The 12750-nt window shown below is 56.9% G+C and carries 11 protein-coding genes and 5 pseudogenes; 8 read left to right on the forward strand and 8 right to left on the reverse strand.

Features of this window, described 5'->3' with window-relative positions; translation table 11 throughout:
• The coding region (locus BMY22_RS20865) for a transposase family protein (RefSeq protein ID WP_425265986.1) at positions 1–321 on the reverse strand (321 nt) is incomplete at its 3' end.
• Positions 305–2410, reverse strand: a pseudogene (locus BMY22_RS20870) (Tn3 family transposase); the annotation flags it as partial. The pseudogene BMY22_RS20870 and the gene BMY22_RS20865, both read right to left, overlap by 17 nt.
• A gap of 160 nt (positions 2411–2570) precedes the next feature.
• Between BMY22_RS20870 and BMY22_RS20875 the strand changes: the two are divergent.
• The 4 genes and pseudogenes from BMY22_RS20875 to BMY22_RS25450 all read left to right on the forward strand — a co-directional run.
• On the forward strand, positions 2571–2861 hold the full coding sequence (locus BMY22_RS20875; RefSeq protein ID WP_090625161.1) for a nucleotidyltransferase family protein: 291 nt from the start codon (positions 2571–2573) through the stop codon (positions 2859–2861).
• A 74-nt stretch (positions 2862–2935) separates the two neighbouring features.
• Complete coding sequence (locus BMY22_RS20880; protein WP_244158950.1) at positions 2936–3244, forward strand: HepT-like ribonuclease domain-containing protein; 309 nt, start codon at positions 2936–2938, stop codon at positions 3242–3244.
• A 103-nt stretch (positions 3245–3347) separates the two neighbouring features.
• Positions 3348–3674: a hypothetical protein gene (locus tag BMY22_RS20885; RefSeq protein WP_090625162.1), complete on the forward strand. Its 327-nt coding sequence runs from the start codon at positions 3348–3350 to the stop codon at positions 3672–3674.
• Positions 3675–3774: 100 nt separating this feature from the next.
• Positions 3775–4119 (forward strand): annotated as a pseudogene (locus BMY22_RS25450) (recombinase family protein); the annotation flags it as partial.
• 375 nt (positions 4120–4494) lie between these two features.
• On the opposite strand, the pseudogene BMY22_RS20895 reads toward BMY22_RS25450, so the two are convergent.
• Positions 4495–5080, reverse strand: a pseudogene (locus BMY22_RS20895) (recombinase family protein).
• Positions 5081–5607: 527 nt separating this feature from the next.
• On the opposite strand from BMY22_RS20895, the gene BMY22_RS20900 reads away from it, so the two are divergent.
• Positions 5608–6567 carry a DNA replication terminus site-binding protein gene (locus tag BMY22_RS20900; RefSeq protein ID WP_090625164.1) on the forward strand — a complete coding sequence of 320 codons (960 nt, stop codon included), beginning with the start codon at positions 5608–5610 and terminating at the stop codon, positions 6565–6567.
• Between the two features lie 35 nt (positions 6568–6602).
• Here BMY22_RS20900 and BMY22_RS20905 read toward each other — a convergent pair whose 3' ends face one another.
• From BMY22_RS20905 to BMY22_RS20915, 3 genes are all read right to left on the reverse strand, one after another.
• Positions 6603–7577: a ParB/RepB/Spo0J family partition protein gene (locus tag BMY22_RS20905; RefSeq protein ID WP_170849471.1), complete on the reverse strand. Its 975-nt coding sequence runs from the start codon at positions 7575–7577 to the stop codon at positions 6603–6605.
• Between the two features lie 133 nt (positions 7578–7710).
• Positions 7711–8835, reverse strand: a complete 1125-nt coding sequence (locus tag BMY22_RS20910; protein WP_090625167.1) for a ParA family protein — start codon at positions 8833–8835, stop codon at positions 7711–7713.
• 544 nt (positions 8836–9379) lie between these two features.
• Positions 9380–9562, reverse strand: coding sequence for a helix-turn-helix domain-containing protein (locus tag BMY22_RS20915; protein WP_090625169.1), 183 nt, complete (start codon positions 9560–9562; stop codon positions 9380–9382).
• A gap of 807 nt (positions 9563–10369) precedes the next feature.
• Here BMY22_RS20915 and BMY22_RS20920 point away from each other — a divergent pair.
• On the forward strand, positions 10370–11263 hold the full coding sequence (locus BMY22_RS20920) for a RepB family plasmid replication initiator protein (RefSeq protein ID WP_090625170.1): 894 nt from the start codon (positions 10370–10372) through the stop codon (positions 11261–11263).
• 23 nt (positions 11264–11286) lie between these two features.
• Here the strand turns inward: BMY22_RS20920 and BMY22_RS25455 are convergent, their stop codons facing one another.
• Complete coding sequence (locus BMY22_RS25455; RefSeq protein ID WP_425265987.1) at positions 11287–11622, reverse strand: DUF4113 domain-containing protein; 336 nt, start codon at positions 11620–11622, stop codon at positions 11287–11289.
• A gap of 10 nt (positions 11623–11632) precedes the next feature.
• Positions 11633–11806 (reverse strand): annotated as a pseudogene (locus BMY22_RS25495) (DinB/UmuC family translesion DNA polymerase); the annotation flags it as partial.
• A 230-nt stretch (positions 11807–12036) separates the two neighbouring features.
• Between BMY22_RS25495 and BMY22_RS20930 the strand changes: the two are divergent.
• Positions 12037–12291 (forward strand): hypothetical protein, encoded by a 255-nt coding sequence (locus tag BMY22_RS20930; protein WP_208599358.1) that lies wholly within the window; start codon positions 12037–12039, stop codon positions 12289–12291.
• Positions 12292–12536: 245 nt separating this feature from the next.
• A pseudogene (gene tnpA, locus BMY22_RS20935) lies at positions 12537–12750 on the forward strand (IS200/IS605 family transposase); the annotation flags it as partial.

Consider the following 12750-nt stretch of genomic DNA (forward strand, 5'->3'; position numbering starts at 1 on the left):
GATGACGTCGCTGAGGGTATCGTGCGAGGGAATACCGTTGGGCAGCGGCAGGAACTCGCGCAGCCAGGCTTCGTTCTCGTGGGCGAAGTCCTCGATGCCGACCCAGTCGTCATAACCGCACAGGGTGGCGCAGAGCGTGATCATGACGATGTCCTGCAGGGCGTGCAGCTTGTTGCGGGTTTCGCGCCGTGGGTCGACGAGCCTGGCGAAGTAGGGCTGGGGATTGGGCAGCATGATGGGGCTCGGAAAAGTCTTGTCCGTTACCGCTAATCCTCGTCCAACGCAAGAGCGATGTAGCGCGATTGCCCTGGCTGCTTCCATACTTCGGGTTGATATGGCCGGTGCTTTCTGCCTTGCTGCCTGTTCTGAAGTTCTGGCCGTCCGACGATGACGTGGTGCCGTCGCCCCAGTGCTCGGCGAAGGGATGCCGGAACTGGGCGTTGACCAGTTCTGCCAGTGCCGTCGAATAGGTCTCGTCGCGGATGTGCCAGGCTTGCAGCCAGGCGAGCTTGGCGTAGGTCGTGCCGGGACACGACTCCGCCATCTTGGTCAGGCCCAGGTTGATCGCGTCGGCCAGGATCGTGGTCAGCAGCAGTTTTTTGTCCTTGGCCAGGTCACCCGCTTTCAGGTGGGTGAAGTGGCGGGTGAAGCCCGTCCACTCGTCCACTTCCAACAACAGTTCGGTGATCTTGACGTGCGGCAGCACCATTGCCATCTGGTCGATCAGTGCCTGCGCGGCGTCGGGTACCGTCGCGTCCAACGGCGTGATCTTCAGACCCGACTCGGTGATGATCGCGTCCGGCAGGTCGTTGGCCTGCGCCATACGGTTGACGGTGGCAAGCTGCGTTTCCAGCAGCGTCAGTCGGTCATGCAGGTACTGGTCGCAGTCGGTGGCCACGCCCAGCGGCAATTCGCTGGACTGCTTGAGGCTGGCGAACTTCTCGGGCGGCACCAGGTAGTCCTCGAAGTCCTTGAACTGGCGCGAACCCTGCACCCAGATGTCGCCGGAACGCAGGGCGTTCTTGAGTTCGGATAGCGCGCGCAACTCGTAGTAGCGCCGGTCGATGCCAGTGTCGGTCATGACCAGTTTCTGCCAGCGCGGCTTGATAAAGTCGGTCGGGGCATCGGCGGGCACCTTGCGGGCGTTGTTGGTGTTCATGCCGCGCAGCACCTCGATGGCGTCGAGCGCGTTCTTGGCGGCGGGCGCGGCCCGCAGCTTGAGCACGTCGAGGAATTCCGGCGCGTAGCGGCGCAAGGTGGCGTAGCTCTCGCCGATGCGGTGCAGGAAATCGAAGTCCTCGGGCTGGGCGAGCTTCTGTGCCTCGGTGACGCTCTCGGCGAAGGCGTCCCAGGACATGACGGCCTCGATGGCGGCGAACGGGTCGCTGCCCGATTGCTTGGCGTCGATCAGCGCCTGGCCGATGTGCCCATACAGGCGCACCTTGGCGTTGATGGCTTTGCCGGATGCCTGAAACTGCTGCTGATGCTTGTTCTTGGCGGCGTTGAACAGCTTGCCCAGGATGCGGTCATGCAGGTCGATGATTTCGTCGGTGACGGTGGCCATGCCTTCGATGGCCAGCGCCACGAGGGTGGCGTAGCGCCGTTGCGGCTCGAACTTGGCTAGGTCGGCGGGGGTCATCTGGCCGCCCTCGCGGGCGATTTTGAGCAAGCGGTTCTGGTGAACCAGCCGCTCGATGCCGGTAGGCAGGTCAAGTGCCTGCCAGACTTTGAGGCGTTCGAGCATGTGGCGCGAGTTCGGTTTGGCCGGTGATTGCCGCAGCCAGGCCAGCCAGGTCGTCTTGCCGATATCGCTGCGTTTCAGCAGATCGTCGAGGTTATGCCGGTGTCTGTCCGACAGCGGCTCGGACAAGGCTTCGTAGATGCGCCGATTGGCGCAAGTGATGGCCTCGGCACTGGCACGCTCGATGGTGTTGATCGCGGGCAAAATGACCAACTGTCGTCGCAGGTGTTCGATCAAGGCGCTGGCCAGCACGATGCCCTTGTCGGTCTGCATAGCCAACTAGGTCAGGGTGTGCACGGCCTGCCGGTAGTGGCTCATGGTGAACGGCTGGAAGCCGAACACCGTTTGCAGTTCCACCAGGTGTTCGCGCCGGGTCTGCTCCCGCTGCCCGTAGTTGTCCCAGCTTTCGACGCTAACCTTGAGCTGATCGGCGACCAATTTCAGCAAGGGCGGAAACGGCGGCTGATCGACGCCAAGGAAGATGCCGGGGAAACGCAGATAGCAAAGCTGGACGGCAAAGCCCAAGCGGTTTGCAGGCCCGCGCCGCTGCCGGATGATCGACAGGTCTGTTTCGCTGAAGGTGTAATATCGGATCAGGTCGTCCTTGGTGTCCGGCAACGCCAGCAGGCTTTCGCGCTCGGCGGCGGACAGGATCGAACGGCGGGGCATGCAGACTCCTTCTTCTTGAAAACGTAGGTTTGCGACAAGCCCGCCCAAGCCTCCGGCGCGGCACGGGAAATCAAGGCATTGCCATTCTCGAAAATGCTTCTTGAAACACTATTCTCGATAACCTAGCATCTCAACGAGTTTCGATAACGGAAGGATGTCCATGCGCCCCTCGCTCGTGCTTGAGCTCAAGCGAAGTGCCGTCCGCGAAGCGGCGAGCCGCTTCCGGGTGGCCAATCCGCGCGTCTTCGGTTCGGTGCTGCATGGCACCGACCGGGACGGCAGCGACCTTGACCTGCTGGTCGATGCGCTGCCCGGTGCGACGCTGTTCGACCTGGGCGGCCTGCAGGACGAGCTGGAAACGCTGCTCGGTGTCCACGTCGATCTGCTCACCCCGGCCGACCTACCAGCGAAGTTCCGGGCCAAGATACTCGCGGAGGCTCGGCCGGTATGAGCGAGAACCGTCTGCCTGACTACCTTGACCACATGCAACAGGCCGCAACCGATGCGTGCAGCTTCGTGTAGGGCTTGGCCAAGGAGGAGTTCCTCGAGGACAAGCGCACCCAGCAGGCCGTCATCATGAGCCTCATCATCATCGGCGAGGCCGCGACTAAGGTGATGGACGGCTACGCCGAGTTTGTGCAGGCCCACTCCGAAGTGCCGTGGCGCAACATGCGCGGCATGCGTAACCGCATCGCCCACGGGTATTTCGACATCAACCTCGATGTGGTGTGGGACACCGTGCAAACGGCGCTGCCGGAGCTGCTGAAGCAACTGCCCGCCGTGCGCCAGGATGCCGACGACGAAGACCGTAACGATTATGGGATGGAGCCGTAACTGGCTCATCTTCCCCCTGACAGGATCGCCGCCTGTCTGCCCGACCCAGTGCTGACCATCGAGGCATGGGCTCAGTCCTGAATGAGTGAGGGAGCACCGAATCATGAGCCCTAGCCGACGCAAAACGCCTATCGTGGGCCACACGACCTGCTGCAGCGAGCGCGAGGACAAGAAGCTCTGGCATCAGCGCTGGCGAACCCGCGAGCGCACTGCGCTGGCCAGCGCATCGCCGGACGCTTTGGACGCCCATCTGCCCCTGCTGGAAAACCAGGTCAGCAATGTCTGGTCGATGGGCAAGGACGGCCGTTCCTACTGGCCCGTCAAGCGTCAGGTCGCAACGGCGGATCGCATCGCCAACCGCAAGGGATGCAACCCGCAAGAGCGCGCCTCTCTGAAAAAGCGCCTGCTGCGCAAGTGGATGAGCAAATGAGCACGTCCAGCATCGAGGCGCCGGCCAGCGTCCGCTCATACACGCACGAAAAAGTCATGCGAGCAATGCAGACACGCATCGACCGGACGAGAGACAAGCCATGTTGATCGGCTATGCGCGCGTCTCGACGCAGGACCAGAACCTCGAGTTGCAGCGCGAAGCCCTGACCAGGGCCGGATGCCAGAAGGTTTTCGAGGATAAGGTGAGCGGCACTCGAGCTGATCGCCCCGGCCTGGCCAGGGCGCTGGAGATGCTGCGCGAAGGCGATACCCTGGTGGTCTGGAAGCTGGATCGCCTAGGCCGCAGCGTCAAGCAACTGGTTGATCTGGTTGGCGCCCTGCACAAGCAGGACGTCCAGTTCAGGAGCCTGACCGACGCCATCGATACCGGCACGCCATCAGGCCGGTTCTTCTTCCACGTCATGGCCAGTCTCGCCGAAATGGAACGCGAGCTGACCGTCGAGCGCACCCGCGCCGGGCTGGAAGTCGCCCGGCAGCTCGGCCGCAAAGGCGGCCGCAAGCCCAAGATGACCGACAGCAAGATCGAGTCGGCCAAGAAGCTGCTGGCCAGCGGCGTCCCACCCAAGGACGTGGCCAAGAACCTGGGCGTCGCTGTACCGCTGGATACCGGCTTCAGCACACGCTTAGCGTGCTTTAAATTCCGTTTTCTGAGACGCTCCCATGATGGGCGGCGGCCACATGATGGGCTGGCAGGACTACTCGAACTTGCCTCCGGAACAGAAAGCACAGCGTCAGTACATGATGGACAGGTACATGGGGATGCAGCAGATGATGATGGACCACATGATGTGGCACCAACACTACATGGGGATGCCGCCAGCTAAACCCGCTCCGTAGGTCTGAATCCAGGTGCGCAGGTACTGATACAGCGTTTCACGACTGGTGCCAAACTCGGGAGCCAGGTGCTTGCAGTGGCTCGCTGTAGCAGTGAAGCAATTTGCTCATCCGTCAGGGTCTTTTGCGCCCACGGTAGTCACTGCGCTGTTTGGCCAGAGTGACGCCCTCGCGCTGCCGCTCGCGGATCAGGGCGCGCTCGAACTCGGCGAAGGCGCCCATCACCGACAGCATCAGGTTGGCCATCGGCGAGTCCTCGCCGGTGAAGACCAGCCTCTCCTTCAGGAACTCGATGCGCACCCCACGCAGGGTCAGCTTCTGCACCAAGCGGCGCAAATCGTCCAGGTTGCGCGCCAGGCGATCCATGCTATGCACCACCACGGTGTCGCCCTCGCGGACGAAGCTCAGCAGTGCCTCCAGTTGCGGACGCTGGATGTCCTTGCCGGAGGCCTTGTCGGTGAACACCTTGCTCACCTCGGTCTGTTCCAGTTGCCGCTCCGGGTTCTGGTCAAAGCTGCTGACCCGGGCGTAGCCGATACGTTGCCCCTGCAAGGTGCCTCCGAGGTTGAATCTGTCAGGGTGAAATCTATGACCCAGGCAAGCAGGTGTCAAAAAATGCGAACACAGACTCTATTCTGACGGAGTGGATCATGACAGCCTGACGTCAACTTAGGGTATAATCCAGCCGGACACCCAAGGCCGGCTGCGGCCTCCAGCCAATCACCTGGCGCTTAGTGTACGATTTTTTCCGAATTCTGCCGACTCCCCTATAACAAGAGCGTCGAGGTGGCCGCCAAACAGAAATTCCCCCTCAACGTGATGCACTTCTACGATGAGGGATTTGCAGGTAGCAGCTCGCGCTCACCTGAGCGGAGGAGATTTTTCTCTTCTGATAATACCATCCCTATAATCAAGCGATAAGAAATCACTCCCGACTCCCCTACCGCGCACCCCAACTCAAGGAAAAAGAAGGGAAAAGAAGCAAAAAGCGTAAGGAAGAGACCAACGGAGAAAGGGGTTGGGTTAATTACATTTTGATAATGTGTAGGGATGGTATTATCCTGTAAAGGAGGCCCTTCATGTACGAAGAAATCCAAGGCACGTTCGCCCGCTTGCAGAGAGCACTGTATGCTTTCAACCTCACTTGGCCCGATCACGTCATCTCCGGCGTGGTGTGGCGTCTCCCTTTGCTCACCGAGCAGCGAACCCCCGATACCATCCAGGTCGAACGCCTGGTTGGGCAAGAAGCCGTGGAAACGACGCAGATGGCACTGGTTGGATTCGAGCGCGACCTCGGCCAAGCCCCGGGTACCGTCATGCGCCTGCCAGGCTACTTCGTAGTCAGCGAATCGGTCCTAGAAAAGGTCCGCCAAATCAACGCGCTCAAGGATGAAGTGGCTGCAGCCATCGAGAAACTGCGCCTCGAACTCAATCTCGTGCCGGCCGCCCGCCCCCGTCTCATGCGCCGAGCACTGGGTGCCAAGTTCAACACCAAGCAGCTGCTGCGCCACATCCAGTGCTTCGAAGGAGCCCCGCGGCTGATCACCTTCACCTGGGCAGGCCACACTACCGCCACCGGCAGGGTCTCCACCGCCAAGGTGCGCGAAACACTTCAGGCAAGTGCCGAAGCTAGAGCCAGTCGCGAAGGTCTGCAGATCGAAGAAACCCCAGAATTCCTAGAGTTGCGCACTCTGGTGAACATGGCCGACTCTGAAGTACTTACAGAGCGAAAGTCGGTGGCACCTCATCCACGTGCCATGCTGTGGTTCACCGACGGCTCACGCTATGACGCCATGATCCACGCCAACCTGCCGATGTTCATCATGGCTGGAGAACATGCTTTCGAAGTGAGAGAGTTGAAAAACTTCGATCGCAACGCGCGTCAAGCCAAGCGGCCCGACGAAAAGCGTCGAATAGAGGTTTTACCCAACAGGGATCTTTTCCTACCGACTCGCAAGAGTGAGGAAGCGGCTGCCACACCCAATAAGGTCGAGGAGGCTAATATAGCCTCTACCTACCGGAAGCTTAAATTTCTATAGCAGCGCGCCCTGTCATTAAACGCTTAAAAAATTTCTTAATTCACTTTGAGACTATCCAGATTGATAGTCTCCAGGAACGCAGCAATCTGCTCGCTAAGTAATTTCATATCCACGTTCTTTTCACATCGAAACTCCATTTTCCTTCCATCAACCTTCATCGTCCCGAGCCCTCTAATCGCTTTAGATGTAACTCTTAAACCCTCTGGATTTCCTTTTTGCTCAGCGATTTTTTGGCCGATCCACCGCAAGGCCTGTACTTGGCTGATGCCTTCATCACGCATTGAGGTAATCGCCTGAACTAAGAGATCAGGATGGGTTTTCCCGAACTCAATGAACTCTTTGGCTTTTAAACCTCCGACCAAGCCAGGGTTTTTATCCAAGATCTGACGAGCAGCTTCTGGCAGCTCCATCAGAAGTAGGCAGCGGCTAATGATGGAAACATTCACGCCCAAACGCCTGGCTAGTGCGCGCTGACTGGGCTCATCACCAGATTCGAGAATATGTGCATAGCTACGACCGCGCTCATATTCAGTAAGGGGTTCTTGTCCCTCGTTGTCGGTGAGTGCCAGAATTTTTGCCATGGCATCGTCCATCGATCGAACGTAAGCCATAACCGTTTTAATACCAACGAGCTTATGAGCTCTCCAACGCCTCTCCCCACCGATAAGCTCGTAGTCACCCAGTCCAACAGGACGAACAATCAAAGGCTTGACCAAGCCTATCGATTGGATTGAGTTCGCCAGCTCTTCAATTGCAGCTTCGTTGATGGTCAAACGAGGTTGGTACGGTGATGGCTTGATAGCCTCAACCGGGATCTCAGCCAAAGTTGTTTGCGAATTAGCAGTGGCTTCATTTTCTACAGCCGACTCGGCAGGGCTGTCCTCTTCTTTACTCATAGCAAGCATTTGTGCTCTGGATACCTGCTCCGTATGTTGCGGCACGGCTGCGGGTACCCGTAGTCCCATCATTCCTGCGGTTCTCTTACGGCCAGGATAGTCGTCAGATTTCACTCAAAGATCTCCATTTTCTGCTGTTGCTTCAAGCAACAGATCACTTAGGGCGACACTGTTGCTTCAAGCAACACCCCACTTGGGGCCTGCTCTGTTGCTTCAAGCAACACTTTCAGTCTCTCTAGGTCTAGGGTCAGGCCATTGCCCGCATACGCTCGAGGACTTCACCGAAAACAGTCCGAGCAGATTCGAACGTCTTAGCCGTGGTTCCCTTCCACAGAAGCAATGGGATTCCCTGATCCAGCGCTTTGCCGTAATCCTCGGAGAAGTAGAGCTTTTCATCAGTGACTCGATCTGGAAAAAGCTCGTTGAGAATCATCAAGTTTCCGAGAAGGCGCTTGCGATTTTTGATGAACATTGTCGGTAAGGCTGCGATCGCCGGAGAGCGCTTATAGTCTTGAGCGAAACGAACTACCCAATCGTGTAACCGCATCAAAGCACGGAAAGAAAACTTGTCCATACGAACTGGGCACAGGAGAAGATCGCTTGCGGCAACTGAGTTCTTGGTCAACCGAGATGCGGCTGGCGCGTTGTCGAAGATGATTACGTCGTAGACGGAAAGATCACAATCAGGCAGTCCTCCCGTGTTTCCAGCCTCAATCCATTGCGCATACCAGAAGTCGCTGTTGTTCGCGGCATCCAAGGCAACACCAAGATCGTCCAAGTAACCATCGGATGGAATGAGGTGAACGCCATTCTCACCAAAGGGCTTTTTAATTACTTCACTGAGAGTCTTGCCTGGGAATGGGCGCATTCGAAGCAGGGGGCTGACAAGGTTACCTAGATGACCATCGATAAGGCGGTCAGCAGGAATTCCCATGGCGTTCAGGTCCGCACCGCTCAGATCTGGGTCGTAACCGAGCATGCACGACGAGTCACCTTGAGGATCATTGTCGATAATGAGAGTTTTCAAGCCTGCCAGCTGAAGATAGATGGCAAAGTTCACTGCTGTGGTAGTTTTGCCTGTCCCTCCTTTCTGGACAAAAGTCGAAATCACAATCTGCTTCTGTAAGCCCTTGGTGTAGCCCTTTGCACGGCGCAGAGCTGCGATAGTGAAGATATCGTCTAGCGTATAAGCCCTCGCTGTAGCTGTTCCACGAGGTACTCGGCGGATCTCGATACCATTTTCCTCTTCGATGTCCTTTAGCCTTCGGGTCGTCAGGCCAAAACAGTCGGCGGCAAACTGCGGAGGGTAGAGAAGGGAATCAAAATCTATGAAGTTGGCGCTTTCTTCCGGAAATTCAGTTTGGATGTTCATTACGATCTCGGCCGTGAATGGTGTGGCAGAGATGATAGTACGGTTATTTAGTTTTTGAAGCGATAATTCAGGTTACCTAATGATTTTCTCAAAAATTCCTGAATTTTATCATTGGCTAGGCTAATAGCATTTCCGACGAAATACGCCCAGTCCGAGTGGGTCCTGTGTTCGGTCACCCAGACCATGCACCGCCCAGCCAAGGCTCATCGGCCATGAAGACATTGCAGCAGCCACGCCGCGCATACTCGTAGTCCTCCCGGGCCAGCCGGTTCGGTCTCCTCGATGGGCGAGCGTACCTGGCCGATCGACTGCTATGGCGTCTCGTCCATGCAGACCCCGGGATGGGGTAAGTCATGACGGTAGCTGTAGACATAGAGCACCTGTTCCAAGACTGCCACGAATTCCCACTAACCTTCGGCGAGATCACCCAGCCAACTTTCCGCCAAGGCTTAAGTTCGTTTTTTCAGCACCCGGCGCACCGTCTCGTGCGACAGACTTTCCACGTGGGACAGCCCCACGCAGCGCTCGGCTGCCGTCGCAGTATCTAGCGCGCATGCCCCTCGGGCGGCTGGCTGCAACTCATGGCGATCACCCGGGCCTCGAGTTCTCCGTCGACCTTGCGGGCGTACTTTCGCTCGAGCCGTTTTCTCGCCAGCATTGCCTCCGGCCCTTCCTCCACATAGAGCTTCTTCACCCGGTCGATCTTGCACTCGCCAATGCCTAGCATCTGCGCGACCTCCCAATTAGTTAGTGGCGGGCAGGTGCTGGAGAAAGGCGAGTGGCGAAAGTACGCTAGGTAGCATGTGCAAAAAGGATAGAAATTTCTGGTCCCCAGAGGGGATCAGACCATCGATCGCACGAAGGATAGAGATTTCCGGTCTCCAGGATGGAAACGGTCAGTCCTCAAAGGATAGAAATTTCCGGTCCCTAGGGGGATCAGAGACCATCGATCGCACGAAGGATAGAAATTTCTGGTCCCCAGAGGGGATCAGACCATCGATCGCACGAAGGATAGAGATTTCCGGTCCCTAGCTAGGAAGAGGTTCTTCGGTTTCACGAAGGATAGAGATTTCCGGTCTCCGGGATGGAGACGATTAGTCCCCAAAGGATAGAAATTTCCGGTCCTCAAGGAGGAGATCGCACGAAGGATAGAGATTTCCGACCCTCTACTTCCTTGCTTTCCAACTGCTGGCTAGGCCAAAGGCGGGGGAGCTTTTTAGGCTTTTAAGCTTTTCTGAAGCTTGAAAGTTATGGCTTTTAAAGCTTTTAAAGCTTTTAAAGCTTTTCAGAGAGTTGAAAGCCACGGCTGGCGCGGCTTTCAGAGCTTTAAAGGATAGAAAATTCCGGTCATAGGATAGATTTTTCCGGTCTAAAGGATAGGGATTTCCGGTCTAAAGGATAGGGATTTCCGGTAAGGGATAGAAATTTCCAGTGGGATATTATGAGGCATGACCATTAGCTCATGGATATAAGAAATTGACAGCTATCCATTGTCTGCCTAGCATTCGCGCGGACGCTAAGGAGTGCAGTCTGGATGAGTACCAGTACAACTGACCTTGTGGTGAAGTCGAATAGACTTATCGAAGCGGGATACCGACTGGATCTGATTGAGCAGCGGATGGTCTTGGCTGCGATTGTCGAGGCCCGCGAAACGCAAACAGGCCTTTCTGATGGTTATGTGACCTTGGAGGCCAAGCGCTTCTGCAGGCTTTTTGGTATGAGACCCGATTCGGTGTACGGGCAGTTGAAGAAGGCTCTGAACACCCTGTATGAGCGGGAAATCACGTTCTACGACATTCATCCAGAAACCGGCGCCAGGCGGCACAACTCCATCCGCTGGATTAGCAGCAAAACCTATATTGATGGTGCCGGGGCTGTTCAAATGCGTTTTGCCCCTGAGATCGTTCCCTACCTAACTCGCCTTGAAGCCGAGTTTACGTCCTACCGCCTGGATCGCATCGGGCGTATGTCGAGTCCACACGCAATTCGGCTGTATGAACTGCTGCTGCAATACGAGAAACTGGGGCAGCGCATTTTTACGATGCAAGAGTTCCGACAAACATTTCAGATCGAAGATATGTACGAGAAGCTGTCGGCTTTGAAGCGGTACTTGGTCGAGCCTGCCGTAAAGCAGATTAATGAATTCTCTGACCTTGAGGTTTCCTGGAGCGAGCGCAAGCAGGGGCGTGCAGTCACGCACCTTGTTTTCGATATCAGTCTGAAAGATATGCGCTTGTTGCCCAAGCCGAACAAGCCTGCTGAAAAGCCTAGGAAAGCCAAGCTGAAGGCAACGACGTTGCTTGCCACTCGCCCGAATGCTCCTGAGTGGTTCACCCTCGATTTCATCCGCACTCACCAGCAGCGTGACGAATCCCTGGAGGCAGCAGAGGCCCGCTTGCGCGAGCAGTTCAAGCTGCCTGCCAGCTGATCGCCGCTGAAAGAATAACGAAATCAAAAGCACCTTGCCTTCGGCAATCCCTGCCAGGAGGTGGTGTACGCAGGGCTCAGCAATTCTTGGCGCATGGTCCAGGAGCCGCCTGCATTCTCCCTCCCGAAACGCACTGCCCCACGCCCATGCTTAGCGTTGATCGCATCTATCAACCCCATCAACGGCTCGATGTTGGATCTCGGTTTCGGGGCGAAAAGATCGCCTGTGATTGCACCGCGCTCGACGAACTGGGAAAGAACGACTCCTGCCTTCGCATAGGCTGGGCCAGGCCGGTAGAGCGCCCGCAGGCTTCCAATAGCTGCTTGGAACAGATCGCGCGTATCGTCGGTGGAATAAATAGGGCAGGGCGATGATCCGCGAGCCGCTGTAGAAGTCGCCCGGGCTGAACAGGCTGGTTCTGGGAAACACCTGCAGGCAGTTGGCGAGGCTGGCCTGCTGGCGCAGCTTGGTCACAGCGTGGGCGGTGAATGTGACCACCGCTCTCTCCAACTGCTCGAGGGAGAAAACTTTCGTTCCGAGCAACTACCGCCCAGCCAGGCTATGCAGTACCCAGAGGCAGAGGCTGAGGTTAAGGGCTTTGGGAGAGGCTGGCGATTAGGTGGGCGTTCATCTTCCATGGCTTACTGTGTTTTTATACAGATAAAAAATCTAACCCAAGATTCACAGCCAGTGAAGCCCACCGGCAGGCTCGCTTGGGTTTTCTCTAACTCGTGAGAGAACGGATTCGTCTTTCACACACCACGAGCAACCTGATGCAGTCTTCACCTTCCGTTCCATCCACCTCTGGGCGCCGTTTTCGGGTCCGCGACCTGTCGTCGCATTACGACGCGCCGACCTTCGATCTCGTCTTCCACGATACCGAGAACGGCGTTGAGCGCCATTCGGAAGCCGTCTGGAGCAGCAAAGAAGAGGCCGCTCTCGAGGCCGAACGCTTGGACGCAGCTCAGCTGCGCCCCGTGCACTGGGAGGTGTGCAGGCAAAAGAGTGGCAATCTTCTTAATTTCTAGCCACTTTATGTACGAAATTGCACAAAAAGCATGCAGTCTTGCATTAGCAGTTATAAGGCATCATCATGGATAGGATTGACTCAAAATCCCTTCCGTTCTCAAGGAGGAGCAACATGGTCTTCGACCGGACGGACATAGCAGCGCACGTAAGCGCAGCTTTCATTTTCCATAGAAAGGGTTGAAACCACCGGCTTTCAGCCGGTTAGCTTTAGCCTCCGGAGGCGGATACGGAGGGCTGAGGGGGGGAATACCGATACGGGAGTCACACGGTCTACCAGATCGAATATCACTTCGTGTGGGTGACGAAGTATCGCTACAAGGTGCTGAGTGGTGAGGTGGCGGAGCGAGTGCGGGAGTTGGTGCGGCAAACGTGTGAGGCGTTTGAGATCCGGATAGTGAAGGGCGTGGTGAGCAAGGACCACGTGCACATCTTGGTGAGTAGCCCGCCGGGTTTGGCGC

The organism is Azotobacter beijerinckii, assembly GCF_900110885.1.
In the GTDB taxonomy this organism is placed as follows: Bacteria; Pseudomonadota; Gammaproteobacteria; order Pseudomonadales; family Pseudomonadaceae; genus Azotobacter; species Azotobacter beijerinckii.

What these genes read in the sequence shown, in the direction of transcription:
- BMY22_RS20915 (WP_090625169.1), bottom strand. Translation starts at nt 9,562, where the DNA reads ATGCTAGGCATTGGCGAGTGCAAGATCGACCGGGTGAAGAAGCTCTAT.
- BMY22_RS20930 (WP_208599358.1), top strand. Translation starts at nt 12,037, where the DNA reads ATGCAGTCTTCACCTTCCGTTCCATCCACCTCTGGGCGCCGTTTTCGG.
- BMY22_RS20910 (WP_090625167.1), bottom strand. Translation starts at nt 8,835, where the DNA reads ATGAACATCCAAACTGAATTTCCGGAAGAAAGCGCCAACTTCATAGAT.
- BMY22_RS20885 (WP_090625162.1), top strand. Translation starts at nt 3,348, where the DNA reads ATGAGCCCTAGCCGACGCAAAACGCCTATCGTGGGCCACACGACCTGC.
- BMY22_RS20900 (WP_090625164.1), top strand. Translation starts at nt 5,608, where the DNA reads ATGTACGAAGAAATCCAAGGCACGTTCGCCCGCTTGCAGAGAGCACTG.
- BMY22_RS20920 (WP_090625170.1), top strand. Translation starts at nt 10,370, where the DNA reads ATGAGTACCAGTACAACTGACCTTGTGGTGAAGTCGAATAGACTTATC.
- BMY22_RS20875 (WP_090625161.1), top strand. Translation starts at nt 2,571, where the DNA reads ATGCGCCCCTCGCTCGTGCTTGAGCTCAAGCGAAGTGCCGTCCGCGAA.